Origin of the sequence: Dyella sp. 2RAB6, assembly GCF_052115385.1 — a bacterium.
Taxonomy (GTDB): Bacteria; Pseudomonadota; Gammaproteobacteria; order Xanthomonadales; family Rhodanobacteraceae; genus Dyella_D.
In genome coordinates this window covers 126,098-150,283 of sequence record NZ_JBFRGP010000010.1, presented here as the reverse complement: position 1 = coordinate 150,283, position 24,186 = coordinate 126,098, and the positions used below count along the sequence as shown (strand labels likewise).

Sequence of the window (24,186 nt, the reverse complement as noted above, 5' to 3'; positions counted from 1 at the left end):
CACACAAGTCACCTGCGCACACTGTCAAAGATCAATCACTTGCAACCCGTTCTTCCGAATTGCCCCGAGACGTTTCGTCCCGGGTGAGCCGCCCATTCTACATCGTCTTTCCGGTCCGTCAACACCTGCTGCGAAGTATTTCTTGCTGCCGTGTTGCCGTTGCGGAGAAGCCGTCGCAGCGGGGAGGCGAATAATAGGTAGGGCCTACCCGCGTGGCAAGCGATTTCGTGAAAGTTTTTTCAAATTTCTCGTAAGCGCTTGTTATTCCATACATCGATGCGCGGAAGAACCGCGCGGCCGCCCGTGCGGCCGCCGCGAAACGGTCAACCGAGCTTCAATGCGACGCGCGCGAAGTTGCGCTTGCCGATCTGGAGCACGCCTTCGAAGCCGGGACCAAAGCTCCGCTGCGCGTCCTCTACTACTTCAGAGTCGATGCGCACCGCGCGCTCCTTGAGCTTGCGGTTCGCCTCGGCATTGCTGGGCGTCAGCCCTGCCGCCGTCAACAACGCCGGCAGGCGCAGGCCTTCGGCGGGCACGGCGATCTCGGTAAGCGGCAGCAAGCTGGTATCGCCCTCGCCACGCACCACCGCATGCCAGCCGGCAATCGCCTGCTCCGCCGCCGCCGCGCCATGGAAGCGCGCCGCCAGCTCGCGCGCCAGCCGCAGCTTGGCGTCGCGGGGATTGAGCGCGCCGCTCGCCACCTCGCCCTTCATATGCGCCAGCTCATCGAGCGACACCTCGAAGCTGAGCAGTTCGAACCACCGCCACATCAGCTCGTCGCCGATCTTCAGCGTCTTGGTCACGATATCGATGGCCGGCTCATTGATGCCGATGTAGTTGCCCAGCGACTTGGACATCTTATGTACGCCGTCCAGGCCTTCCAGCAGCGGCATGGTCAGCACGATCTGCGCCGGCTGCCCGTGATGCTCCTGCAGCGCGCGTCCCATCAGCAGGTTGAACTTCTGGTCGGTGCCGCCCAACTCCACGTCGCACTGGAGCGCGACGGAGTCGTAGCCCTGCACCAGCGGATAGAGGAATTCGTGGATGGCGATCGGCTGCTGCGTGCCGTAGCGCTTGGCGAAATCGTCGCGCTCGAGCATGCGCGCCACCGTGTGCTGCGCGGCGAGGCGGATCATGTCCGCCGCCGTCATCTTGCCGAACCACTCGGAATTGAAGCGCAGCTCGGTCCTGTCGCGGTCCAGCACCTTATAGACCTGCTCGGCGTAGGTCTCGGCGTTGCGCAGCACGTCCTCGCGGGTGAGCGGCTTGCGGGTGACGTTCTTGCCGGTCGGGTCGCCGATCATGCCGGTGAAGTCGCCGATCAGGAAAATCACCTGGTGCCCCAGGTCCTGGAACTGCCGCATCTTGTTCAGCAGCACGGTGTGGCCCAGGTGCAGGTCCGGCGCGGTCGGGTCGAAGCCCGCCTTGATGCGCAACGGCCGCCCGGCCTTCAGGCGCTCGACCAGCTCTTCCTGCTTGATGATTTCGTCGGCGCCGCGCGCGATGGTGGCCAGCGCCTGCTCAAGCTCGCTCATGTAGTTCTCAATTCCGGTTGTTTGATGGCCTGGGAAAGCGACGACCATCACGTCGAGAGGTTAATTGTGCGTTAACCAGAAAATTCACGCAAACCCTTGATGGGTAAGGCGTTGACGCCCTTTGCACAGGGCCGTTATGGTACGCGGCATTACATAAATTTGTACCGCGGGGCACACGGGGCATGGGAGAGGCGAACAAGATCGCGCGCGCAGCGCGCAAACAGGCTATTCGCCGCAAGGCGCAGCGACGCCACTCCCACTTCTACGAACGCTTCTCGCACTGGTCCTTCAGCAACCACAGCGAGGCGGAGCCGATCCGCTGGCATCGGGAACGCTGGATGCTCGCCGGTACCGCGCTGCTGCTTACCGCGCTGTCCGGCTTCATCATTCCCGCCTGGGCCAGCGCGATGCGGCCCGATCCGGTTTCCTCCGCGCATGCCCTGACGCCGCTGGCCCTGCCCAAGGCGCTGCCGACCACCGTGCGCACGCCGACCGTCGAGGACTGGCGCATCGTGCAGGTGCAGCCGGGCCAGACCCTGTCGGACATTTTCCAGGGCCAGGGCCTCAGCCTCACCGACCTGCAGAACGTGATGGACCAGGCCGGCGACGACGCCAAGGCGCTGCACAGCATCCGCCCGGGCCAGGAATTCGATTTCCTGCTGTCCAGCAACGGCGGCCTGCGCGGCATCCGCTTCGACAAGGACGAAGCCAGCCGCGTCATCGTCCGCTTCGACGGCAGCAAGCCGACCATGACCGCGCAGGCGCGCGAGGTCGAGCGCCGCGAGCACGTCGTCCACGGCAGCATCGACAGCTCGCTGTTCGCCGCCGGCGCCAAGGCCGGCATGAGCACGGCGATGGTGCTGAAGCTGGCGGATCTCTTCAAGTACGACGTCGACTTCGTGCAGGACCTGCGCGAAGGCGACACCTTCACCGTCATCTACGACGACATCTACCGCGACGGCGCCTACCTCCACGAAGGCGAGATCGTCGCCGCGGAGTTCGTCAACCAGGGCGAGCGCTACACCGCCTACCGCTTCAAGAAGGACGACGGCTCCTACGGCTGGTTCAGTGAGGACGGCCGCCCGATCCAGAAGTCGTTCCTGCGCATCCCGGTCGACTTCACCCGCATCTCCTCCCAGTTCAGCGCGGCGCGCATGCACCCGGTGCTGGGCCTGATGCGCGCGCACAAGGGCGTGGACTACGCCGCGCCCACCGGCACGCCGATCCATGCGGCGGGCGATGGCGTGATCAAGTTCAAGGGCTGGATGAACGGTTACGGCAACTTCGTGATCGTCCAGCACAGCAGCTCGATCAGCACCGCCTACGGCCACATGTCCAAGTTCGCCAGCGAGCGCGTGGGCCAGCACGTGAGCCAGGGCTCGGTGATCGGCTATGTCGGCATGACGGGCCTGGCCACCGGTCCGCATCTGCACTACGAATTCCGCGTCAACGACGTGCAGCGCGACCCGCAGAAGGTCACCCTGCCCAAGCCCGAGCCGCTGCCGGCCGTGCAGCTGGCCAGGTTCCGGGCGCAGGTGGTGCAGCCGCAGCTGGCCCGCCTGAAGGCGCTGGATGCCAACGTCAAGCTGGCCCGCGTGGATGGCACCAAGCGCAACGACGACTGAGCCGCGCTCCCACGTGGCTGACGCTTCGTCGCTCTACATCGGCCTGATTTCCGGCACCAGCGCGGACGGCATCGACGCCGCGCTGGTGCGCTTCGAACAGGACCGCCCCCAGCTCGTCGCCGCCCTGGTCCATCCGTGGCCGGCGGAGCTGCGTGCGCGCATCCTGGCCGTGGCACAGGACGAGACCCGGCTGGACCTGGACACCTACGGACGGCTCGACGTCGCGATCGGCCAATGCTTCGCCGACGCCACGCTGCGCCTGCTCGCCGCCAGCGGCACGCCGGCCGCCGCGGTGCGCGCGATCGGTTCGCATGGCCAGACGCTGCGCCACCGGCCGCACGGCGAACACCCGTTCACCCTGCAGGTGGGCGATCCCGCGGTGATCGCCGAGCGCTGCGGCATCGACGTGGTGGCCGACTTCCGCCGCGCCGACGTCGCTGCCGGCGGCCAGGGCGCGCCCTTGCTGCCGGCGGTGCACGCCATCTTGCTGGGCGAAGCCGGACGCACCCGCGTGGTACTCAATCTCGGCGGCATCGCCAATATCACCGTGCTGCGGGCCGACGGTCACGTGTTCGGTTTCGACACCGGTCCGGCCAACGGCCTGATGGATGCGTGGTGCCTGCGCCACCGCGGCACGGCCTACGACGCCGACGGCGCCTTTGCGCTGAGCGGCGCCGTCGACGCGCCGCTGCTGGCCGCACTGCTGGCCGATCCCTATTTCGCCCTGCCCCCGCCCAAGAGCACCGGCCGCGAACACTTCCACCTGGCCTGGCTCGAGCGCCACGCCCGCGTCGCCGAGCTGCCGCCGGCCGACGTGCAGGCCACCTTGCTGGAACTGTCCGCGCGCAGCGTGGCCGAGACCATCGCGCAGCACGCGCCGGATGTCTCGGCGGTCTTGGCCTGCGGCGGCGGCGTGCACAACGGCGCGCTGATGCGGCGCCTGGCCATGCTGCTCGAACCGGCCCGGGTGCGCAGCACGGCGGAAGAGGGGGTGGATCCGGATTACCTGGAGGCGACCGCCTTCGCCTGGCTGGCCCGGCAGCGCCTGCTCGGCCTGCCCGGCAACCTGCCCGCGGTCACGGGGGCGCGCGGCCCGCGGGTGCTCGGTGCGGTCTATCCCGCACCGGTCTATCCCACACCGGTATGAACCAGGCTAGCCGCCCAACGGCCCTTCGGACAAAGCCAATTGCGACGGCGACAGCTGCGTCGGCTGCGCCATCGACAGCGCCTGCACGGCTTCCTGGAACGCGGCTTTTTCGCGCGCATCCCACTGGCCGCTGAGCACGGTCAGCTCGCCCGGGTCGAGCATGGTCTCGGCAAAGACATTGCCGCTTTGTGCCATGCCCAATCCATGGCGCAGTGCGTGCAGCACCACGTCATTGATCGACCACTGGCGGTCCTTGGCCAGCGACTTGATGCGCTCGGCCATGAGAGTGTCGATATGGCGAATCACGATGTCCGGCACAGGCGTTACTCCGTCTGTCCACGCAAGGGCCCCCTGACCGTGATCATGGTGTACACGCGGCGGCCGGCTTGCAAGTCGGCCATCCGGATGAATTCGTGGCTCGGTTCGCACTGCGGCGAATGCCATCCCCTTGGCTGACCGGGGGCGCCGCGTTAGCCGGTGCCGCGGGCCCGTTCTTCCGCGCGGTAGTGGGGCCACAGGTACAGGAACAGCGCCATGGCCGGCAGCACCGCGATCACGGTGATGACGAAGTACGTGCCATAGCCCGTCGCCGTGGCAATGCCGCCGGCAAAGAACCCCAGCAGCTTGCCCGGCAGATTCACCAGCGAACTGAGCAGTGCGTACTGCGTAGCGGTGTGCTGGCGGTTGACCAGGGAGGACAGGAAGGCCACGGTCGGCGGCCCCAGGATGCCCAGCGTCAGGTTCTCGCCCGAGATCACCAGGGTCAGCACCAGCAGGTTGCCGGGATACATGATCACCAGCAGGTACAGCAGGTTGCTGGCGCCGCACAGCACGATGCTCGCCCCCAGCGTGCGCCAGGCGCCCCAGCGCGCCACCGCGGCGCCGCCGATGAACACGCCCAGGATGCCGATCCAGATGCCGTAGATCTTGGTGATGGTGCCGATCTCGGTCTTGCTGAAGCCCATGTCCCGATAGAACGGGCTCATCACCCCGCCGATGGTGGCCTGCTCGGGAATCTTGAACAGCAGGATGAAGGCCAGCGTCACCCCGGCCAGCAGCCAGCCATAGCGGCGGAAGAAATCGGTGAACGGATCGACCACCGCTTCGCGCATGGCCTCGTTCCAGTTGTGCGGGGCCTGGCGGATCACCTGCGGCTCGCGTGCCAGCAAGGTGGTCAGGATCGGCAGGCTCATGCCGATCGCCATCGCCACATACACCCAGGGCCAGGACACATGGTCGGCCAGGATCAGCGCCAGCGCGCCGGCCGCCAGCAAGCCGATGCGATAGCCCAGCGCATACGTCGCCACCAGCGCGCCTTGCGCCTCCACCGAGGCGATCTCGATGCGGTACGCGTCCACCGCGATGTCCTGCGTGGCGCCAAAGAACGCCACCACCAGGGTCGCGGCGATAAACGGTCCCAGGTTCGCCGGCGTCAGCGCGGCCATCGCCAGCAAGCCGGCAGCCACCACCAGCTGCGAGAACAGCAGCCAGCCGCGGCGCTGGCCCAGGCGCCGGAACAGCGGCAGCTTCCAGTGATCCAGCAGCGGCGCCCACAGGAACTTGAACGCGTAGAACATGCCCGCGCTCGCGATCATGGTGATCTCTTTGAGCTCGACGCCCCGTTCCTTCAGCCAGTAGGCCAGGGTGCCGGCCACCAGCAGGAACGGCAGGCCGGAGGAAAAGCCGAGCAGGCACATGGTCCACGCGGCCGGCTGGGAGAAGGCCTGCCACACCGACGGACGCTTGGGTGGTTCCGCGCCGGGCTTCGCCGCGGCCACCTCAGTCGGCATAGTCGACGGTATACGGCGCGTGGTCGGAGAAGCGCTCGTCGCGATAGACCGAGCAGCTCTTCAGGCGCTTGTGCAGCGAGGGCGTCACCACCTGGTAGTCGATGCGCCAACCCACGTTGTTCTCGCGCGCGCGGCCGCGGTTGGACCACCAGGTGTATTCCACCGCGTCGGGCTTGATCGCGCGGAAGCTGTCGACCCAGCCGCGCTGCTTGAACAGCAGGTCCAGCCAGGCGCGCTCCGCGGGCAGGCAGCCGGAGTTCTTCTGGTTGGAACTCCAGTTCTTGATGTCGTCCTTGGTGTGCACGATGTTCCAGTCGCCGCAGATGACGTAATCGCGGCCGCTTTCCAGCCACTGCTGGAAAATCGGCGTGATCCACTCCATCACCTGGAACTTGAACTGCTGGCGCTCGTCGCCGGACGAGCCGGACGGCACGTACAGCGACACCACGCTCAAGTTGCCGAAGCGCGCCTCGATATAGCGTCCCTCGTCGTCGAACGGCGCCCAGCCCAGCGAGGTCAGCACCTGGTCCGGTTCGCGCTTGGCGTAGATCGCCACGCCGCTATAGCCCTTCTTGGTGCTGGCATCGCGATAGAAGCAATGGTGGCCGTCGGGGCGGAACATCGGGTCGCTGAGCTGGTCCTCCTGCGCCTTGGTTTCCTGCAGGCAGACCACGTCGGCCTGCTGCTTGCGTAGCCAGTCGAACACGCCCTTGGTGGCGGCCGAGCGGATGCCATTGGCGTTCAGGCTGACGATGCGCATGCGGGGTCCTCGAGTGATGCGCCATCATAGCAACCATGTCCGAATCACCCGCCATCCGCGTCGCGCCCGTCGCGCCAGCGTTCCGCCAGGCCGTACTGGCCCTGCGCGTGCACCCCGACCAGTACGCCTTCGTCAGCCCGATCGAAGCCTCGCTCGCCGATGCGGAAAACTGCCATGGCAGCACGCCGATGGCGATCCTGCACGGCGCTACGCCGGTGGGTTATTACCGGATCGAACGCCACGCCAGCAGCATCGCCGAACGCGACTACGCAGTGCCCGCGCTGGGCCTGCGTTCGTTCTTCATCGGCGCCGATTGGCAAGGCCGCGGCTTCGGTGCCGCCGCGCTGTCCGCCCTGGTTGCCGACCTGGCCACGCGCCATCCGGAAGCGCGCCTGCTGGTGCTGACGGTCAACTGCCGCAACCCATCCGCGCTGGCGCTGTACCGGCGCGCGGGCTTCGAGGACAGCGGTGAGCTGTACCATGGCGGCCGTTCCGGGCCGCAGCATCTGATGTGGCTGCGGCTGGCTTAGATTTGCGCCGACCCGATCCCCGCTTTTGACGACGAGAGACCCGCCGTGCACGACTACCAGCGCGACTTCATCGAACTCACCCTGCAGCGCGACGTACTGCGCTTCGGCGAGTTCACGCTCAAATCCGGCCGCCAGAGCCCGTACTTCTTCAATATGGGCCGCATCGACTCCGGCGCCGCACTGGCCCGCCTGGGCCGCGCCTATGCCTCGGCGCTGATCGGTTCGGGCGTGCCGGTCGACATGCTGTTCGGCCCCGCCTACAAGGGCATCCCGCTGGCCGCGGCCACCGCCATCGCGCTGGCCGACCAGCATGGCCGCGACCTGCCCTGGGCCTACAACCGCAAGGAAGCCAAGGACCATGGCGAAGGTGGCGTGCTGGTCGGCGCGCCGTTGCAGGGCCGCGTGCTGATCGTGGACGACGTGATGACCGCCGGCACCGCCGTGCGCGAATCGCTGGCGCTGATCCGCGCGCAGGGCGCCACCCCGGCCGGCGTGCTGATCGCGCTGGACCGCCAGGAGCGCGGCGGCGGCGACTTGTCCGCGGCACAGGAAGTGAGCGCCGACTACGGCATCCCGGTGATCGCCATCACCAGCCTCGCCGACGTGATGGCTTTTGCCGGCGAGCGCCCGGACCTGGCGGACGAATACGAACGCTTGATGGCGTATCGGGAACGCTATGGCGTGGCCGCCTGAAATCGCGCCAGGCCACGGGGCGAACGGCGTCACATCCGCGAACATGCCTGCGCCGGACCATCCAGGGGCGAAGGCTATACTCCCGCTTCACAGGGGGAATTCCATGCGTCGAACCAGTCTCATCCTTGCCGCCGTCATCGCGGTCGGCTGCGCTCATGCGCAGCCCCAGGAAAACACCAACGGCATGCGCTACAAGTGGCGCGACGGCCAGGGCCTGCCGCATTACAGCGACAGCCTCACCGGCGAAGCCATCAAGTACGGCTACGACGTGGTCAACGACCGCGGCCTGGTGATGCGCCACGTCGAGCGCCAGCTCAATCCCGAGGAACGCGAAGCCGCGCGCAAGGCCGCCGAAGAACAGGCGGCACAGCAGCGCGCGGCGCAGGACCGCACGCGCAACGACTCGCAGATGCTGGCCGCCTACCCGACCGAAGCCGACTACAAGGTCTCGCTCCAGCAGGAAGTCGACAACATCGACCAGCAGATCCGCACCACCCAGATCAACCTGCACAGCCAGGAAAAGGCGCTGACCGACCTGCTCACCCGCGCTGGCGACCTGGAGCGCGCCAAGCAGCCAGTGCCGAAGTTCCTCAGCGACGGCATCGCCAAGCAGCGCAACGTGGTGGCCGGGCAGCGCGCCGCGCTGGACCGCCAGCAGACCGCACGCGACGCGGCCAGCGCGAAGATCACCACGCAGATCCAGCACTATCGGGACCTGAAGGCGGCGCAGGGCAAGAGCAAGTAAGCCGCCTCATACCGGCGGCACAAAGAAAAACGCCACGCAATGCGTGGCGTTTTTTTATGCGCGGGCGTACGGCCCGCGCACCAGCACCAGCGTGCGGATCAGAACGGCAGCTTCAGCGCCGGATCCACCGCATGCAGCTGCTCGCGGAACACCTGCTGGATGCGCTTGAGCGCCGCCTCGTTGTCGGCGTCGAAGCGCAGCACCAGGATCGGCGTGGTGTTGGACGCGCGCACCAGGCCCCAGCCGTCCAGCCAGTCGGCGCGCACACCGTCGATGGTGGTCAGCGCGGCGGCGCCGAAGCTCGCGCTCTGGCGGAACTTCTCGATGAACTTGTAGTGCTCGCCTTCCTGCATCTCGATCTTCAGTTCCGGCGTGGACACGCCCTTGGGGCAGGTCGCGAAGATCTCTTCCGGAGTGCGCTCGTCCAGGTCGCCGGCCAGGATCTCCAGCAGGCGCGCACCGGCGTAGATGCCGTCGTCGAAGCCGTACCAGCGCTCCTTGAAGAAGAAATGGCCGCTCATCTCGCCGGCCAGCTCCGCACCGGTCTCGCGCATCTTGCTCTTGATCAGCGAGTGGCCGGTGCGCCACATCAGCGGGCTGCCGCCGGCGTCGAGGATCTGGCCCTTCAGATGGCCGGTGCACTTCACGTCGTAGATGATCGTCGCGCCCGGCTGGCGCGACAGCACGTCGCGCGCGAACAGCATCAGGGTGCGGTCGGGGAAGATGATCTCGCCGGTCCTGGTCACCACGCCCAGGCGGTCGCCGTCGCCATCGAAGGCTACGCCGAGGTCCGCGCCGGTGCTCTTCACCGCGAGGATCAGGTCTTCCAGGTTGTGCGGGTCCGACGGATCCGGATGGTGGTTGGGGAAGGTGCCGTCCACATCGCAGAACAGCGGGATGATTTCGCAGCCGATGCCTTCGAGCACCTGCGGCGCCACCGCGCCGGGGATGCCGTTGCCGCAATCGACGACGACCTTGAGGCGGCGGCTGGCCTGCACGTCGGAGGTGATGCGCTCGACGTAGTCCGGCACCACGTCGATATGGCGCAGCGAACCCTTGCCGCCGCGCTCCAGCTCGTTCGCGGCGATGCGGCGGTACAGGTCCTGGATCGAGCCCTCGGACAAGGTCTCGCCGCCGACCACGATCTTGAAGCCGTTGTAGTCCGGCGGATTGTGGCTGCCGGTGACGGCCACGCCGCTGCCGGTGTTGAAGCGATAAGCGGCGTAGTACACCACCGGCGTCGGCACCGCGCCGATGTCGATCACGTCGATGCCGGCCTCGCGCAGGCCGTCGGACAGGGCGCCGGTCAGCTCCGGACCGGACAGGCGGCCGTCGCGGCCGACCACGATCTCGCGCAGGCCCTTCTCGCGCATCACCGTGCCGATCGACTGGCCGAGCAGGCGCGCCACGTCGACGTTCAGCGACTTGCCGACGATGCCGCGCACGTCGTAGGCGCGGAAGATCGTCGGATCCACGGTGACCGCCACCGGCGCCGCGGCGGCGGCGGGCTTGGCGGGGCGGGCTTCCGGCTTGGCCGGCTCGGGCGTGTTGTCGATCAGGTCGGACAAAATCGGTTCCTCGTTTGAGATCTTGTTTTTGCCAAGGCTGAGGCCGGGGACGCGGCCGCGCAGCCACAGCAGGTAGATGCCGCCGGCCAGGCCCAGCAAGGCCAGCAGCGCCGTCAGCAGCCACGACTTCGGCAGCACGATATACGCCCCGGGCAAGCCGGCGACCACGCTCAGATTGCTGCCTGCGACCGGCTTGCCGACGGACTCGCTCACTGCGGACAGGGAGCCATGGGTGAGCAATTGCACGTCGCCGCGACCGCGATCGTCGCCCTGGCGAAGTTCAAGTCTGCCGCCTTGCGGCGGAACGGCATTGAAACGCTCTTCCAGCGTAGCGAACGGAAGCTCGAACAGCACCCACGCCGTCGGCCGCTGGCGCGCGCCCATCGGCAGCACGAAGCTGAGGCGGCGATCGCCGGCACCCTTGGGCAGGGTCTGCGCGAGCGGGTCGCCGTCCGCGGACTGCGCGGCCATCAGCTGGGCCGCCTTGGCATAGCCGAATTCGCGGTAGTTGGCGCGCAGCACTTCGTCCAGCGTGCCGCTGTAGAACTCCACCGCCTGGGTTTGCGGCAGCTTGCCGCGCAACAAGGTGGCCGCGTAGGCCGGATCGGCGCGGGTGGCGACGGGATCGAGCGCGTCCAGTTGCTGCTGCAGCGTGTGGCGCTCGCGGGTCAGCTCTGCGGCCAGCGATTGCGCCACCTGGTCCTGTGCGCGGTGTACGCGCTCGATCGCCGCGCCTTCGTCGGCAATCAGCCAGGTCTGCCAGGCGCAGAACAACCCGCCCAAGACCAGCAGCGTGCCGCCGGCCAGCGGCAGCAGCCGCCGCCAGTCGAGCGTGCGCCCGCGCAACCCCATCGCGATGTCCATTGCCATCGTCCTGTCCCCTCTGCAGGCTCTTTGTCAGTTGACGCCGGTCGAACCGAAACCGCCCTCGCCCCTCTGCGAAGGCTTGAACTCCGTCACCACGTTCAAGCGGGCTTGCGCCACCGGCACCAGCAGCAGCTGGGCGATGCGGTCGCCCACTTCGATGGTGTACGGCTGCGTGCCGCGGTTCCAGCAGGAAATCATCAGCGGCCCCTGGTAATCCGCGTCGATCACGCCTACCAGGTTGCCCATGACGAGCCCGTGTTTATGGCCCAGGCCCGAGCGCGGCACGATCAGCGCGCACCAACCCGGGTCGCCGATATGGATGGCCATGCCGCTCGGCACCAGCACGCTTTCGCCGGGGGCCAGGGTCAGCGGCGCGTCGAGCGCGGCGCGCAGGTCCATGCCCGCGCTGCCCACGGTCGCCGCCTGCGGCAGCGGGATGCTGTCGCCCAGCCGTGGATCGAGGATTTTCAGTTCGACGTCGACCATGCCTGGCCGCACCGTCATGAGCGCACCGCCCGGTAGCGCTGCGCGATGCTCGCCACCAGCTCGCGGGCGAGTTGTTCCTTGCCGGCGCGCGCCAGCTCCAGCGAGCCGCCGGGCCAGTACACGTTCAATGCGTTATCCGCGGCCTCGAAGCCGAGGCCGTTACCCACCAGGTTCGCGGCGATCATGTCCAATCCCTTGCGCCGGAGCTTGTCCTGCGCGTAATCCGCCACATCATGCGTTTCCGCGGCGAATCCGACCAGGAAAGGGTGCACGGTTTGCGCGGCCAGGCTGGCGAGGATGTCGGGGTTTTCGGCCAGCGCCAGGTTCAAGCCGGCGCCGTCGTGCTTCTTGATCTTCTGTTCGGCCACGCTGGCCGGGCGATAGTCGCCCACCGCGGCGGCGCCGACGTAGATGTCCGCACCGGCCGTGGCGGCCAGCACCGCGACCTGCATCTGCGCCGCGCTGCGCACGTCCACCCGGTGTGCCACGCCATGCGGCGTGGCCAGGTGCACGGGACCGGCGATGAGGGTCACCTGCGCACCCGCGTCCGCGGCGGCACCGGCCACGGCAAAGCCCATCCGGCCGGAACTGCGGTTGCCGATGAAGCGCACCGGGTCGATGTCTTCGTAGGTCGGCCCCGCGCTCACCACCATCTTCAGGCCGCGCAGCGCGCCGTCGCCGAACGAGCCGAGCAGCGCCTGGCGCAGTTCCAGCGGTTCCAGCATGCGGCCGGAGCCGATGTCGCCGCAGGCCTGGTCGCCCGAGGCCGGGCCCAGCAGGTGCACGCCGCGGCGGCGCAGGGTGTCGACGTTCTCCTGCACGGCCGGATGCGCCCACATCTGCTGGTTCATCGCCGGCGCCACGTACAGCGGCGCGGCGCTGGCCAGGCACAGCGTGGTCAGCAGGTCGTTGGCCATGCCATGTGCGAGGCGCGCGATCAGGTCGGCGCTGGCCGGCGCGATCAGGATGCGCTCGGCCCAGCGCGCCAGCTCGATATGGCCCATGGCCATCTCCGCCTGCTCGTCCCACAGGCTGACCCGCACGGCTTCGCCGGACAGGGCCTGGAAGGTGGTGGCGCTGACGAAATGGGTGGCGCTTTCCGTCATCACCACGCGGACCTGGGCACCCAGGTCGCGCAGGCGGCGGACCAGCTCGCAGGCTTTGTAGGCGGCGATGCCGCCCGACACGCCGAGCAGGATGCGGCGGTTGGCAAGTTGCATGTAGGACAGGCCTGACAAACGGGCAGACGCCAAGCTTACCGGAATCGACTCCCTCTTCCGCTGCAGCCGCCGGGCCGATTCCGGCATCGTGAACGAATGAGCATTCGCGATTGGCCAGCCGGGGAACGCCCCCGCGAAAAACTGCTGCAGCAAGGCACCTCGGCGCTGTCGGACGCGGAGCTGCTCGCCGTGCTGCTGGGCAGCGGTGTGGCCGGCGCCGACGCGCTGATGCTCGGGCGCCAGCTGTTGATCGAAGCCGGCGGCATCCATGCGCTGCTGGCCGATCCGGCCGCCCATACGCGCATGCCCGGCATCGGCCCGGCCAAGCGCGCGCGCCTGATCGCCGCGCTGGAGCTGGCGCGCCGCTCCTTGAACGAGCAATTGCGTGCGCGCACCTCGCTGCAGAGTCCGCGCGACAGCGGCGAATTCCTGCGCGCCAAGCTGCGCCACCTGCCCTACGAAGTCTTCGCCTGCCTGTACCTGGACAACCGCCATCGGGTGCTGGCCTACGAGGAACTGTTCCGCGGCACCGTGGACGGCGCCAGCGTGCATCCGCGCGAAGTGGTGCGCGCCTGCCTCAAGCACAACGCCAGTGCGGTGATCTTCGCCCACAACCACCCTTCCGGCGTGGCCGAACCCAGCCTGGCCGACCGCGCCATCACCCGCAGCCTGCGCGAGGCGCTGCAACTGGTCGAAATACGGGTGCTGGACCATCTGGTGATCGGCGCCGCCGAGCCGGTGTCGATGGCCTCGCTGGGCCTGATCTGAGCGGTCGCCGCTGGCGGGCAATCGGGGCATTTGATCCGGAAAGAAAAACGGCGCGGTTGGGGGACCGCGCCGTCAGGCCGTTTTTGGGGAGGGTGAGAGGGACGGCGTCTCGCGTACCCGTCAGCGGGGAGGGTGCTTGGGGTACGGACGGCATTGTGGCAGTGCGGCATGACAGCACGGTGACGTGCCGGCGCGCTCTGGACGAAACCGCTCCGGCGCGACTTATGCACATCGGCCTCAAATGGCCGCTTAGCGGGCATTCCGTCGACATTCGTGAAATTGTCCACGTAAGCTGCTGATTTTGTGCGGTAAATTAAGTGACATATACGTTTCCGTCGCGTAAAAACCCGCGCTGCTCGCGTCGGCGCTTACTTTCCCCACAGAGTTATCCACAACCCCCGCAGCCGCGCCGCAGCATGCCCGCGACCCGCCATCGCATGCCTCGCCCGCGCCCCGCATGCCGCACCGAGCGCGCCGGCCCGCTCTGCTAGAATTAACGGTTCCATCGAAGCCAGACCCAGCCCCGTGAAACAAGCGCTGCGCGATTTGCTGCTGCAGGCCATCCGGTCCTTGCAGAACGACTCCACCCTGCCCGCCGAGCTCGAAGTGCCGAACTTCGTGATCGAGCGCACGCGCAGCCGCGACCACGGCGATTTCGCCAGCAACGCGGCCATGCTGCTGGCCAAGCCGGCCCGCGCCAAGCCGCGCGAACTGGCCGAGAAGCTGGTGGCCGCCCTGCCCGCCAATGCGCAGGTGGCGAAGATCGAGATCGCCGGCCCCGGCTTCATCAATTTCTTCCTGGCGCCCGCCGCCTACCACCTCGAGCTGCGCCGCATCCTCGAAGAGGGCGATGCCTACGGCCGCAACGACAGCGGCAAGGGCGTGGTCGCCGGCGTGGAATTCGTCTCGGCCAACCCCACCGGCCCGCTGCACGTCGGCCATGGCCGCGCGGCGGCGATCGGCGACTGCGTGAGCCGCGTGCTCGATGCCAACGGCTGGGCGATCAAGCGCGAGTTCTATTACAACGACGCCGGCGTGCAGATCCAGAACCTGGCCATCTCGGTGCAGGCGCGCGCACGCGGCCTGGCGCCGGACCAGCCGGGCTGGCCGGAAGACGGCTACCGCGGCGACTACATCGCCGAAGTGGCCCGCGCCTACATGGCCGGCGAATCGGTGCTGGCCGACGGCCAGACCGTCACCGGCACCAAGGACGCACAGGACCTCGACGCGATCCGCCAGTTCGCCGTGGCCAGCCTGCGCCGCGAGCAGGACCTGGACCTGAAGGCGTTCGGCGTCGGCTTCGACACCTATTTCCTGGAGTCCTCGCTGTACACCGGCGGCAAGGTGGAGGAGACCGTGCGCGAGCTGGTCGCCCACGGCCACACCTACGAGGAAGGCGGCGCGCTGTGGCTGCGCTCGACCGACTTCGGCGACGACAAGGACCGCGTGATGCGCAAGTCCGACGGCACCTTCACCTATTTCGTGCCGGACGTGGCCTATCACCGCAGCAAGTGGCAGCGCGGCTACGTGCGCGCCATCACCGAGCTGGGCTCGGACCATCACGGCAGCCTGGCCCGCGTGAAGGCCGGCCTGCAGGCGCTCGATTGCGGCATCCCCAAGGGCTGGCCGGAATACGTGCTGCACCAGATGGTGACCGTGATGCGCGGCGGCGAAGAGGTGAAGATCTCCAAGCGCGCCGGCAGCTACGTCACCCTGCGCGACCTGATCGACGAAGTGGGCAAGGACGCGACGCGCTACTTCCTGATCTCGCGCAAGGTCGACTCGCAGCTGGTGTTCGACATCGACCTGGCGCGCTCGCAGAGCAACGACAACCCGGTCTACTACATCCAGTACGCCCATGCCCGCGTCTGCCGCGTGCTGGAAGAACTGGCCGAGCGCGGCCTGCCGCCGCTGGATACGGCCGCGGGCAGCGCCCGTTTCGAGCGCCTGGACACGCCGCACGAGCAGGCCGTGTTCGTCGAGCTGTCGCGCTATCCGGAAGTGGTCGAAGCGGCGGCCGGCAATCTGGAACCGCACCTGATCGCCCAGTATCTGCGCGACCTCGCCGGCGCCCTGCACAGCTACTATCACGAGCATAAGTGGATCGTGGACGACGCCGAGCTGCGCAATGCGCGCATCACCCTGGCGGTCACGGCGCGCCAAGTCATCCGTAACGGTTTGGATTTGCTGGGACTCAGTGCCCCGGAGAAGATGTAAATGGCAGCACGCAAGGGCAAAGGCCGGCAGGCCGTGCGCAACAACAGCGGCGGGTTTCCGGCCTGGGGCTGGGCCATCGTCGGCATCGCGGTCGGTGCGCTGCTGATGTTTGCCATGCGCGGCAAGCTGCCGATGGGCGGCCGCGCCGGCGATGCGCCGCAGCCCAACGCGCAGGCCACGGCCCAGCACGGCAGCGATGCCGGCGCGGTGGAACCGGCAGGCGCCGACTCCACGCCCGTCGCGCCGAAGAAGCCGCAGTTCGACTTCTACTCGGTGCTGTCGGAGAAGGAAGTGCGCATCCCCGACGCGGAGATCAGCGCGCAGGCCCGCGCCGAGCAGCAGAAGCAGACCGCCGCCCAGCAGGCGCAAGCGCAGCAGGCCCAGGCGGCGCAGCAGGCTCAGCAGCAGGCCGCCGCGCAACGCGCCGCGGCGGCGAATGCGCCGGCCGCCGTCACCGAGAACGTCACCGCGGCACCGGCCGCGGCGCCGCCCGCCGCGAGCGGCGGCGGCTATCTGCTGCAGGTCGGCGCGTTCCCGAGCGCCGCCGATGCGGAGAGCCTTAAGGCCAAGCTGGCGCTGCAGGGTTTCGTCGCCAACGTGGCTTCGGTCAGCGTCAACGGGCAGACCTACAACCGCGTGCGGCTGGGTCCGTTCAAGTCGGCCACCGAGCTGGAAGCGACCAAGCAGCGCCTGTCGTCGGCGGGCATCAACGCGATCGCACTGAAGGAAGGTCGCTGACTAGAAGCCCCTCTCCCCTCAGGAGAGGGGTTGGGGTGAGGGTTCGGGCGGAGCGCAAGGGTGATGTGCATTGCTCCGGCCGGACCCTCATCCGCCTGCCGGCACCTTCTCCCGCTGGGAGAAGGATTCCAAAGTTGGAACCAAGGAAAAGTTCAGCGCGGCTTGCGCTTGAGCCGGATCAAGGCCGAGATGTCGTCGTCGCCATAACCCTGCGCCATCAACTCGGCGTAGTCCGCCAGCGACTTCTCGATCACCGTGCGCTCCGTGCCCGCGCTCTCGGCGATGCCGCGCACGATGCCCAGATCCTTGTGCAGCAGCGCCAGCTTGAAGCCCACGCTGAACTCGTCGCGCAGCATGGTGGCGCCGCGCTTTTCCAGGAACCAGCTACCCGCCGCGCCGGCACCCAGCGTCGGCAGCAGCCGCTCCGCTTCCAGCCCTAGCGCCTCGCCCAGCGCCAGGCCTTCGCACACCGCCTGCGCAATGCCGGCGACCAGCACCTGGTTCACCGCCTTGGTGGCCTGGCCGGCGCCGGTGGCGCCCAGGTGGGTGACGCGCAGCGCATAGGCTTCCAGCACCGGGCGCGCACGCTCCAGCACCGCGGCGTCACCGCCAACCATCACCGACAGCTTGCCGTTCTTCGCACCCTCCACGCCGCCGGACACCGGCGCGTCGAGGAAATCCACGCCGACCGTGGCCAGCCGCGCGGCCGCGCGCTTGGCCGTGTCGGGCGCCACGGTGGAGTGGTCGACCACGATGGCGCCGCGCCGCAGGTGCGGCAGCATGGTTTCGATGGTGGCCAGCACGTCCGCGTCGGCGGTCACGCACAGCGCGACCACGTCGCATTGCGCGGCCAGCGTTTCCAGCGGCGGCGCGGTCACGCCCAGTTCGCGCGCCAGCGCGTCGGCCTTGGCCTGGGTGCGGTTGGCCACTGCATGCAGCAGGCCCTTGGCGTTCAGATGCCCGGCCATCGGCGCGCCCATGGCGCCGAGACCGACGAAAGCTGCCTTGAGGCTCATCGGGGAATTCCAGCAAAGAGAAACAGCAAGAGAAACGGGGCCGCCCCTGGGGCGGAGCGGCCTATGTTAGCGGCGGTGCACGTCGTGCGTGACGAACGGCTTCTCTGCCGTCGGCGGCTCCAGCCACTGCGGATGCGCCAGCGTGTGGCGCATGTCGGCCAGGCCGCTGTCCCAGTGCGAGCGCATGCTGGTCAGGCTGAACTCGTAGTCCTTGTAATGGCCTTCGTACGGCTTGTCGCGGTAGATCAGGTGGATCAGGTTGGTCAGCGCGCCGGAAGCCTGCGTCTGCGCGCGGAGGAAGGCCGGATCGTCGTGCTTCTGTGCCGGCACCAGGGCCATCAGGTCGTGCAGCAGGCGCTGGTTTTCCTGGGTCAGCCGCATGTACTCGGTGACCATGCGGGTACGGCTGGAGAACTGGATTTCCTTCGACCGCTCGGCCACGCCGGAGAGATCGCGCGGCAGCTCGCCGGTGGCGCGCCACAGATCCACCTGGAAGATCAGCGCATCGCGGCAGGGCCGGTCCGACAGCACCTTGTACAGCGGCGTATTGGAGACCATGCCGCCGTCCCAATAGAACTCGCCGTCGATCTCCACCGCCGGAAAGCCCGGCGGCAGCGCACCCGAAGCCATGAAGTGCTCCACCCGCAGCTTGCCGTGGGTGTTGTCGAAATAAGCGAAGTTGCCGGTGCGCACGTTCACTGCACCGATCGACACCCGCATCGAGCGCGAGTCGTTGATGCGGTCGAAATCCACCAGCCGCTCCAGCGTGCTGCGCAGCGGCCTGGTGTCGTACCAGCTCACCTCGGCGGGACTGGCCGCGCGCGGGAACGGCAGGAACGGCGGCGGCATCCGCGGCACGAAGAAACCCGCCTGCCCCTCGATCAGCGCGCGCCACGCGGCCAGGCTGCTGAAGCCGTTCTGCAGCGCCAGCGGCCAGCCGCTGCTGTCGAACGCCGGCGTGGCCGGGAGGTACGGCGGCTTGCAGATGGTTTCCCAGAACTCGCGCAACTTCTCCACGCGCTGCCCGATCGGGTTGCCGGCGATAATCGCCGCATTGAGCGCACCGATCGAAATACCGGCCAGCCAGCGCGGCCGCAGGTCCGCCTCGGCCAGCGCCTGGTACACGCCGGCCTGGTAAGCGCCGAGCGCGCCGCCACCCTGCAACACCAGGGCCACGGTGGAGTAGGCCTCGCGCACTTTCTTCGCCAGCGCGTCGCGGGCTTCGCCTTGCGTGTCGTTGCCCATGGGCCTCAAGCCTCCGCCAGGTAGTCGTACACCACTTCGCCCAGGCCGAGCGTGAGGTCGGTGATGAAGTGCATGGCCGACTCGATCTTCAACACCGGCAGCTCGGCCACCGGCGCCAGCGCATGCGAATGCAGCTCCAGCGCGGCCGGACCGGTCCAGGCGCCCTTGAGCGTGACGTCGGTGGTGAAATAACGCACCAGCTCGCAGATGCGCGGGCTGCCATCCACGTGCGGGATGATCTTGAGCAGGAAATTCGGCGCCGCCAGCGAGGCCAGCACCGCGGCCCGGTCAGCCTCGGCGTGCTTGAAGCCCATGGTGGCCTTGGCCACGCGCACCTTGCCGTAGTCGAGCGTGCCGACCAGGGTATCGATCTCGGTCTCCAGCACCGGGCTGGCCAGCTTCTTGGGGAAGCCCCACAGCTCGCGGCCGCCGGCGATCGGCGGGTGATCGTTCAAATACATCGAATGCACGTAACCGCCGTGCACGCCGCGGAAGCTCACCGGGATCACCTGCCCCGATTCGGTGTAGTCGCCGAAGCCGGTGGAATCGGGCATGCGGATAAATTCGTACTTCACCAGCGGCTCGGTGATTTCCAGCGGCTCGGGCACCACCGCGCGCAGCGCATCGAGATCGGTGCGGTAGGTGATGACCAGGAATTCGCGGTTGACGAAACGGTAGGGCCCACGCGGAAACGCGGGGCTGGTCAGCGGCATGGCGAACGCATTGGCCTTGACGTCGGCGATCTTCATCGAGCCATCCTCTTGGCAATTCTGTCTGGCGCACGCCGGCTGGCGCGCGCTGCATGCAAGCGTGGATAGCGCGCCCGCCCGTCGCTGCGGGCAGGCGCGCGAGGCTTACTGCATGTACCAGCCGTGGCTGACCACGAACGACTGGCCGGTGAGCGCGGCCGAGGGGAACGCGGCCAGGAACAGCGCGGTCTGCGCGATGTCCTCGACCGTGGTGAAGGTGCCGTCGACGGTGTCCTTCAGCATCACGTTCTTGATCACTTCCTCTTCGCTGATGCCCAGTTCCTTGGCCTGCTCGGGAATCTGCTTCTCCACCAGCGGCGTGCGCACGAAGCCGGGGCAGATCACGTGCGAACGCACGTTATGGGCCGCGCCTTCCTTCGCCAGCGTGCGTGCCAGGCCCAGCAGGCCGTGCTTAGCGGTGACGTAGGCGGACTTCAGCTTGGACGCTTCGTGCGAATGCACCGAGCCCATGTAGATGACGACGCCGCCACGGTCGCCCTGGTACATGTGCTTGAGCGCGGCCTTGGTGGTGAGGAAGCCGCCGTCCAGATGGATCGCCAGCATCTTCTTCCAATCGGCGAAGGCGAACTGGTCGATCGGGTTGATGATCTGCACGCCGGCGTTGGAAATCAGGATATCCAGCGCGCCGAACGCGGCGACCGCCTTCTCGGTGCCCGCATTCACCGCCGCTTCGTCGGTGACGTCCATCGCGATGCCGATCGCCTTGCCGCCAGCGGCGTTGATCTCCGCCGCCGCCGCATCGGCGGCCTGCTGGTTGATGTCAGCGATCGCCACCGCGCAACCGTTCTTCGCGTAGAGCTCCGCGATCGCCTTGCCCAGGCCGCTCGCGGCGCCGGTGATCAGCGCGACCTTGCCTTCGAGACTTGCTGCCATAACCACTCCTTCGATTTCGATAGGGGATGCAGGGGACGACAAAGGCTGGCACAGCTCGGATGTCGCATCCATGCGACGAATGGACAACCGGGGGAAACCTTCCCCATTCCGTCATTCCGGCGCAGGCCGGAATCCAGTAGCGATACCGCCAGGTTGTCGCGAGCAGCCCATTCAACGCTTTCGCGAAAATCCCGCATGGTCGCTGCTGGATTCCGGCCTGCGCCGGAATGACGAGCTTTTAGTGCGCGCCTTCCGACAGGTACGTATAGCCGGTCAAGCCGTCGTTCAATGTGACATACAGCTGTTCCGCCTGCGCGCCTTCGACACCCGCCGCCGCGATGCGTTCGCGGTAGCTGCGGCGCAGCGCTTCCAGGTCATAGCCGACGTAGTCGAGCATCAGGTCGGTGGTGTCGCCACGGCGGCGATGCGCAAAAACATACGAGTCGCCTTCCACCCGCACGTTCACCGCGTCGGTGTCGCCGAACAGGTTGTGGATATCGCCCAGCGTCTCCTGGTACGCGCCGACCATGAAGATGCCCAGGCGATAGCTTTCATCCTCGCGCAGCGCATGCAGCGGCAGGCTCACGTCCACGCCTTCGGCGTCGACGTAATGATCGATGCGGCCGTCGGAGTCGCAGGTCAGGTCGACGATCACGCCGCGGCGGGTCGGCGCCTCGTCCAGGCGGGCGATCGGCGCGATCGGGAAGATCTGCTCGATGGCCCAGATATCCGGCACCGACTCGAACACCGAGAAGTTGACGAAGTACTTGTCCACCAGCTTTTCGTCCAGCTCGTCCAGCGCCTGGCGATGCGAGCGCTCGGCCGGCAGCAGGCGCAGGCGCACCGCGTTGGCGATGGCGTAATACATCTCGTCCAGCTGTGCGCGGTCCTGCAGCGCGAGCTGGCCCAGCGCGTACAGGGTCTGGCCTTCGTTGAGGTGATGCTGCGCCTCGTGGAACAGTTCCAGCGGGGGGCGCGCATCCAGTTCCTCGTAGGTCTCGCGCAGGCGGCGCAGCACGGCCGGCTCGTCCTCGCGCGGCGGCGGGATGGCGCCGACGGGTACTTCTTCCACCTCGGTGACGTTGACCACCATCACGGCGTGGTGCGCGGTCATCGCGCGGCCGGCCTCGGTGACAATATGCGGCGCGGCCAGGCCTTCCTCGGCCACGGCTTCGGCCAGCGACTGCACGATGGTGGAGGCGTACTGCTCGATCGAGTAGTTGATCGAGTTGTGGCTGCGCGAGCGCGAGCCCTCGTAGTCCACGCCCAGGCCGCCGCCGACGTCGACGATCTCCAGCGGCACGCCCAGGCGGATCAGCTCGACGTAGTAGCGCGTCGCCTCGCGCATGCCGGCAGCGATGTCGCGCACGTTGGAGATCTGCGAGCCCATGTGGAAATGCTGCAGCTTCAAGGTGTGCTTGAGGCCCGCCTCATCGAGGCGACGCACCAGGGTCAGGACCTGGTTCGGCGACAGGCCGAACTTGCCCTTGTCGCCGCCGGTGTTCTGCCACTTGCCGGCGCCGATGGAAGCCAGGCGCACGCGCACGCCCAGCAGCGGCTCCACGCCCAGCGCCTTGGCTTCGGCGAAGACGTGATCCAACTCCGAGAGCTTCTCGATCACGATATGCACGCGCAGGCCGAGCTTGCGGCCGATCAGCGCCAGGCGCACGTATTCGCGGTCCTTGTAGCCGTTGCACACCACGATGGAGCCGGGCCGGGCCATCGCCAGCACCGCCATCAGCTCGGGCTTGGAGCCGGCTTCGAGGCCGAAGCCATGCTCGCCGGCGGCCACCAGCTCGCCGGCCACGCCGCGCTGCTGATTGACCTTGATCGGATACACCGCGGTGTAGCCGCCGCCGTAGTTCCACTCCGCGGTGGCCTTGGCGAACGCGCCCTGCAGGCGCGCCAGGCGGTCGGCGAGGATGTCGGGAAAGCGCACCAGCAGCGGCAGGCGCAGGCCTTCGGCGCGGGCGCGATCGACGATCGACGGCAGCGACAGGGCCGGGCCGCCGGCGCCGCGCGGGCGCATCACGATATGGCCGTTGTCGTCCACGTCCACATAACCGTCGCTCCAGTGCGGGACGGCGTAGGTGTGGCGGGCGGCAGCGGCGTTCCAGTGCTTCGACATGGACAGGTATTCCTTAAGGCTCAGCGGGCGCGAGGCGCCCGTCCGTCATGTCGTCGCAGCGGCGAGCCTTGACGAGGAAGAAGCCGGCCGGCCGGAAGCCTCGCACGCCGCGGGGCCGGATCGGACTCTACGGTCCCGCCGGCGAACGGTCGCAGACGGGACGGCCGTCTATTGTAATGGTCGAATGTGACCATGCGGCATCCGTGCCCGGTACGCCGGGGCCCGGAACGGCTACAATTGCGTCTCTTTGCCCACCGTGACGTCAGGAACAGGAACACACGCCATGTCGCAGCCCAGCTGGTTCACCGAGGCCCACCAGGCCTCCGGCTCCTCCATCGGTTATCGCGTGGAGAAGCTGCTTCATGCCGAGAAAACCCCGTTCCAGACCATCGAGATCTACCAGACCACCGACTGGGGCAACCTGATGGTGATCGACGGCTGCGTGATGCTGACCAGCCGCGACAACTTCCTCTATCACGAGATGATGACCCACCCGGCGCTGTTCACCCATGCGCGCGCCAAGCGCGTGGTGATCATCGGCGGCGGCGACTGCGGCACGCTGCGCGAAGTGCTCAAGCACGAGGAAGTGGAATCGGCCGTGCAGGTGGAGATCGACGAGCGCGTCACGCGCCTGGCCGAGCAGTACTTCCCCGAGCTGTGCGAGGCGAACAACGACCCGCGCGCCGAGCTGCTGTTCATCGACGGCATCAAGTACATGGCCGAGGCCGAGCCGGAATCGCTGGACCTGATCATCGTCGACTCGACCGACCCGGTCGGCCCCGCCGAAGGCCTGTTCAACGCCGCCTTCTACGGCAGCTGCTACAAGGCGCTGCGCCATGGCGGCATCCTGGTGCAGCAGAGCGAGTCGCCGCTGGCGCACATCGAGCTGATCAAGTCGATGCGCTCGGCCATGCGCACCGCCGGCTTCAGCGCGGTGAAGACCTTGCCGTTCCCGCAGCCGTGCTACCCCACCGGCTGGTGGAGCTGCACCATGGTGCGCAAGGGCGGCGACCTGGCCGGCTTCCGCGAGCGCGGCGCACTGAGCAAGAACTTCCCGACCCGCTACTACAACGCCGAGATCCACAAGGGCGCGCTGGCGATGCCGGAGTTCATGAAGGAAGCACTGGGCGAATAAGCCTGAGCGCCAGACCCGCCTCGCGGCCACCGCGGGGCGGGTTTTTTGCTTTTCCGGGGGTGCTCAGAACAGCGTCGAGCGCACCTTCGGCAGCAGCACCAGCACCAGCGTGGCTATCGGCCCCAGCAGCAGCGACACCAGGAACCACACCAGGCCGCTGCGATTCTTGCCCTGGGCCAGGCCCGCATTGATCAACGCCAGGGTGCCCCAGCCCACGAACCAGGGGGCTCGCCCGTCGGCCATGATCGCTATCTGATCCACTCGTCTCTCCTGTGCGTGGCGCACCAGCGCGCCCGAAGCAGTGGTGGCGCGCAGCCGCGCGCTAAATCG

At 67.8% G+C, this 24,186-nt stretch carries 22 protein-coding genes; 9 read left to right on the top strand and 13 right to left on the bottom strand.

Annotated elements, in window-relative coordinates:
- Nucleotides 1-323: 323 nt before the first annotated feature.
- On the bottom strand, nucleotides 324-1,535 hold the full coding sequence (tyrS, locus tag AB4083_RS15490) for a tyrosine--tRNA ligase (protein ID WP_441608976.1): 1,212 nt from the start codon (nucleotides 1,533-1,535) through the stop codon (nucleotides 324-326).
- Nucleotides 1,536-1,717: 182 nt separating this feature from the next.
- Here tyrS and AB4083_RS15485 point away from each other — a divergent pair, with 182 nt between their 5' ends.
- Both AB4083_RS15485 and AB4083_RS15480 read left to right on the top strand, forming a co-directional pair.
- The gene (locus tag AB4083_RS15485) at nucleotides 1,718-3,160 is read left to right on the top strand and encodes an OapA family protein (protein ID WP_441608975.1); all 1,443 of its coding nucleotides are present in this window, start codon (nucleotides 1,718-1,720) and stop codon (nucleotides 3,158-3,160) included.
- 13 nt (nucleotides 3,161-3,173) lie between these two features.
- Nucleotides 3,174-4,307 (top strand): anhydro-N-acetylmuramic acid kinase, encoded by a 1,134-nt coding sequence (locus tag AB4083_RS15480; RefSeq protein ID WP_441608974.1) that lies wholly within the window; start codon nucleotides 3,174-3,176, stop codon nucleotides 4,305-4,307.
- 6 nt (nucleotides 4,308-4,313) lie between these two features.
- Here AB4083_RS15480 and AB4083_RS15475 read toward each other — a convergent pair whose 3' ends face one another.
- The 3 genes from AB4083_RS15475 to AB4083_RS15465 form a co-directional block, all read right to left on the bottom strand.
- A complete protein-coding gene (locus AB4083_RS15475) occupies nucleotides 4,314-4,625 on the bottom strand; it encodes a hypothetical protein (RefSeq protein ID WP_441608973.1) in 312 nt (103 codons plus the stop codon).
- A gap of 152 nt (nucleotides 4,626-4,777) precedes the next feature.
- The gene (locus AB4083_RS15470; protein ID WP_441608972.1) at nucleotides 4,778-6,097 is read right to left on the bottom strand and encodes an AmpG family muropeptide MFS transporter; all 1,320 of its coding nucleotides are present in this window, start codon (nucleotides 6,095-6,097) and stop codon (nucleotides 4,778-4,780) included.
- On the bottom strand, nucleotides 6,087-6,857 hold the full coding sequence (locus AB4083_RS15465; protein WP_441608971.1) for an exodeoxyribonuclease III: 771 nt from the start codon (nucleotides 6,855-6,857) through the stop codon (nucleotides 6,087-6,089). Before AB4083_RS15465 ends, AB4083_RS15470 begins: the two co-directional genes overlap by 11 nt.
- Before the next feature lie 35 nt (nucleotides 6,858-6,892).
- Here AB4083_RS15465 and AB4083_RS15460 point away from each other — a divergent pair, with 35 nt between their 5' ends.
- The 3 genes from AB4083_RS15460 (at nucleotide 6,893) to AB4083_RS15450 (ending at nucleotide 8,825) form a co-directional block, all read left to right on the top strand.
- Entirely contained in the window at nucleotides 6,893-7,387 is a 495-nt protein-coding gene (locus tag AB4083_RS15460; protein WP_441608970.1) for a GNAT family N-acetyltransferase, read from the top strand.
- Nucleotides 7,388-7,432: 45 nt separating this feature from the next.
- On the top strand, nucleotides 7,433-8,080 hold the full coding sequence (gene pyrE, locus AB4083_RS15455; protein ID WP_441608969.1) for an orotate phosphoribosyltransferase: 648 nt from the start codon (nucleotides 7,433-7,435) through the stop codon (nucleotides 8,078-8,080).
- 103 nt (nucleotides 8,081-8,183) lie between these two features.
- Complete coding sequence (locus AB4083_RS15450) at nucleotides 8,184-8,825, top strand: DUF4124 domain-containing protein (protein ID WP_441608968.1); 642 nt, start codon at nucleotides 8,184-8,186, stop codon at nucleotides 8,823-8,825.
- 98 nt (nucleotides 8,826-8,923) lie between these two features.
- On the opposite strand, the gene AB4083_RS15445 is transcribed toward AB4083_RS15450, so the two are convergent.
- From AB4083_RS15445 to coaBC, 3 genes are read right to left on the bottom strand one after another with little or no spacing between them, the layout of a single operon-like run.
- On the bottom strand, nucleotides 8,924-11,263 hold the full coding sequence (locus AB4083_RS15445) for a phosphomannomutase/phosphoglucomutase (protein ID WP_441608967.1): 2,340 nt from the start codon (nucleotides 11,261-11,263) through the stop codon (nucleotides 8,924-8,926).
- Nucleotides 11,264-11,290: 27 nt separating this feature from the next.
- Nucleotides 11,291-11,746 (bottom strand): dUTP diphosphatase, encoded by a 456-nt coding sequence (gene dut, locus AB4083_RS15440; protein WP_441608966.1) that lies wholly within the window; start codon nucleotides 11,744-11,746, stop codon nucleotides 11,291-11,293.
- Nucleotides 11,747-11,760: 14 nt separating this feature from the next.
- A complete protein-coding gene (gene coaBC, locus AB4083_RS15435; protein WP_441608965.1) occupies nucleotides 11,761-12,966 on the bottom strand; it encodes a bifunctional phosphopantothenoylcysteine decarboxylase/phosphopantothenate--cysteine ligase CoaBC in 1,206 nt (401 codons plus the stop codon).
- Nucleotides 12,967-13,062: 96 nt separating this feature from the next.
- Here coaBC and radC point away from each other — a divergent pair, with 96 nt between their 5' ends.
- From radC to AB4083_RS15420, 3 genes are all read left to right on the top strand, one after another.
- Nucleotides 13,063-13,734 (top strand): RadC family protein, encoded by a 672-nt coding sequence (radC, locus tag AB4083_RS15430; RefSeq protein WP_441608964.1) that lies wholly within the window; start codon nucleotides 13,063-13,065, stop codon nucleotides 13,732-13,734.
- Between the two features lie 525 nt (nucleotides 13,735-14,259).
- On the top strand, nucleotides 14,260-15,951 hold the full coding sequence (gene argS / locus AB4083_RS15425) for an arginine--tRNA ligase (RefSeq protein WP_441608963.1): 1,692 nt from the start codon (nucleotides 14,260-14,262) through the stop codon (nucleotides 15,949-15,951).
- Nucleotides 15,952-16,689: an SPOR domain-containing protein gene (locus tag AB4083_RS15420; protein WP_441608962.1), complete on the top strand. Its 738-nt coding sequence runs from the start codon at nucleotides 15,952-15,954 to the stop codon at nucleotides 16,687-16,689. It abuts the gene before it with no gap.
- Nucleotides 16,690-16,841: 152 nt separating this feature from the next.
- On the opposite strand, the gene AB4083_RS15415 is transcribed toward AB4083_RS15420, so the two are convergent.
- The 5 genes from AB4083_RS15415 to speA form a co-directional block, all read right to left on the bottom strand.
- The gene (locus AB4083_RS15415) at nucleotides 16,842-17,705 is read right to left on the bottom strand and encodes an NAD(P)-dependent oxidoreductase (protein WP_441608961.1); all 864 of its coding nucleotides are present in this window, start codon (nucleotides 17,703-17,705) and stop codon (nucleotides 16,842-16,844) included.
- Between the two features lie 66 nt (nucleotides 17,706-17,771).
- Nucleotides 17,772-18,950: a DUF3734 domain-containing protein gene (locus tag AB4083_RS15410; RefSeq protein ID WP_441608960.1), complete on the bottom strand. Its 1,179-nt coding sequence runs from the start codon at nucleotides 18,948-18,950 to the stop codon at nucleotides 17,772-17,774.
- A 5-nt stretch (nucleotides 18,951-18,955) separates the two neighbouring features.
- A complete protein-coding gene (locus tag AB4083_RS15405; protein WP_441608959.1) occupies nucleotides 18,956-19,699 on the bottom strand; it encodes an acetoacetate decarboxylase in 744 nt (247 codons plus the stop codon).
- A 105-nt stretch (nucleotides 19,700-19,804) separates the two neighbouring features.
- Nucleotides 19,805-20,593 carry a 3-hydroxybutyrate dehydrogenase gene (locus tag AB4083_RS15400; RefSeq protein WP_441608958.1) on the bottom strand — a complete coding sequence of 263 codons (789 nt, stop codon included), beginning with the start codon at nucleotides 20,591-20,593 and terminating at the stop codon, nucleotides 19,805-19,807.
- A gap of 238 nt (nucleotides 20,594-20,831) precedes the next feature.
- Nucleotides 20,832-22,721 (bottom strand): biosynthetic arginine decarboxylase, encoded by a 1,890-nt coding sequence (speA, locus tag AB4083_RS15395; RefSeq protein ID WP_441608957.1) that lies wholly within the window; start codon nucleotides 22,719-22,721, stop codon nucleotides 20,832-20,834.
- Between the two features lie 283 nt (nucleotides 22,722-23,004).
- On the opposite strand from speA, the gene speE reads away from it, so the two are divergent.
- Complete coding sequence (speE, locus tag AB4083_RS15390; protein WP_441608956.1) at nucleotides 23,005-23,856, top strand: polyamine aminopropyltransferase; 852 nt, start codon at nucleotides 23,005-23,007, stop codon at nucleotides 23,854-23,856.
- Nucleotides 23,857-23,919: 63 nt separating this feature from the next.
- On the opposite strand, the gene AB4083_RS15385 is transcribed toward speE, so the two are convergent.
- Entirely contained in the window at nucleotides 23,920-24,099 is a 180-nt protein-coding gene (locus tag AB4083_RS15385) for an antitermination protein NusB (RefSeq protein ID WP_441608981.1), read from the bottom strand.
- Between the last annotated feature and the right edge of the window lie 87 nt (nucleotides 24,100-24,186).

What these genes read in the sequence shown, in the direction of transcription:
- dut (WP_441608966.1), bottom strand. Translation starts at nt 11,746, where the DNA reads ATGGTCGACGTCGAACTGAAAATCCTCGATCCACGGCTGGGCGACAGC.
- AB4083_RS15405 (WP_441608959.1), bottom strand. Translation starts at nt 19,699, where the DNA reads ATGAAGATCGCCGACGTCAAGGCCAATGCGTTCGCCATGCCGCTGACC.
- speA (WP_441608957.1), bottom strand. Translation starts at nt 22,721, where the DNA reads ATGTCGAAGCACTGGAACGCCGCTGCCGCCCGCCACACCTACGCCGTC.
- AB4083_RS15385 (WP_441608981.1), bottom strand. Translation starts at nt 24,099, where the DNA reads ATGGCCGACGGGCGAGCCCCCTGGTTCGTGGGCTGGGGCACCCTGGCG.
- tyrS (WP_441608976.1), bottom strand. Translation starts at nt 1,535, where the DNA reads ATGAGCGAGCTTGAGCAGGCGCTGGCCACCATCGCGCGCGGCGCCGAC.
- AB4083_RS15465 (WP_441608971.1), bottom strand. Translation starts at nt 6,857, where the DNA reads ATGCGCATCGTCAGCCTGAACGCCAATGGCATCCGCTCGGCCGCCACC.
- AB4083_RS15415 (WP_441608961.1), bottom strand. Translation starts at nt 17,705, where the DNA reads ATGAGCCTCAAGGCAGCTTTCGTCGGTCTCGGCGCCATGGGCGCGCCG.
- AB4083_RS15410 (WP_441608960.1), bottom strand. Translation starts at nt 18,950, where the DNA reads ATGGGCAACGACACGCAAGGCGAAGCCCGCGACGCGCTGGCGAAGAAA.
- AB4083_RS15450 (WP_441608968.1), top strand. Translation starts at nt 8,184, where the DNA reads ATGCGTCGAACCAGTCTCATCCTTGCCGCCGTCATCGCGGTCGGCTGC.
- radC (WP_441608964.1), top strand. Translation starts at nt 13,063, where the DNA reads ATGAGCATTCGCGATTGGCCAGCCGGGGAACGCCCCCGCGAAAAACTG.
- AB4083_RS15400 (WP_441608958.1), bottom strand. Translation starts at nt 20,593, where the DNA reads ATGGCAGCAAGTCTCGAAGGCAAGGTCGCGCTGATCACCGGCGCCGCG.
- AB4083_RS15445 (WP_441608967.1), bottom strand. Translation starts at nt 11,263, where the DNA reads ATGGCAATGGACATCGCGATGGGGTTGCGCGGGCGCACGCTCGACTGG.
- speE (WP_441608956.1), top strand. Translation starts at nt 23,005, where the DNA reads ATGTCGCAGCCCAGCTGGTTCACCGAGGCCCACCAGGCCTCCGGCTCC.
- AB4083_RS15460 (WP_441608970.1), top strand. Translation starts at nt 6,893, where the DNA reads ATGTCCGAATCACCCGCCATCCGCGTCGCGCCCGTCGCGCCAGCGTTC.
- AB4083_RS15485 (WP_441608975.1), top strand. Translation starts at nt 1,718, where the DNA reads ATGGGAGAGGCGAACAAGATCGCGCGCGCAGCGCGCAAACAGGCTATT.
- AB4083_RS15420 (WP_441608962.1), top strand. Translation starts at nt 15,952, where the DNA reads ATGGCAGCACGCAAGGGCAAAGGCCGGCAGGCCGTGCGCAACAACAGC.
- coaBC (WP_441608965.1), bottom strand. Translation starts at nt 12,966, where the DNA reads ATGCAACTTGCCAACCGCCGCATCCTGCTCGGCGTGTCGGGCGGCATC.
- AB4083_RS15470 (WP_441608972.1), bottom strand. Translation starts at nt 6,097, where the DNA reads ATGCCGACTGAGGTGGCCGCGGCGAAGCCCGGCGCGGAACCACCCAAG.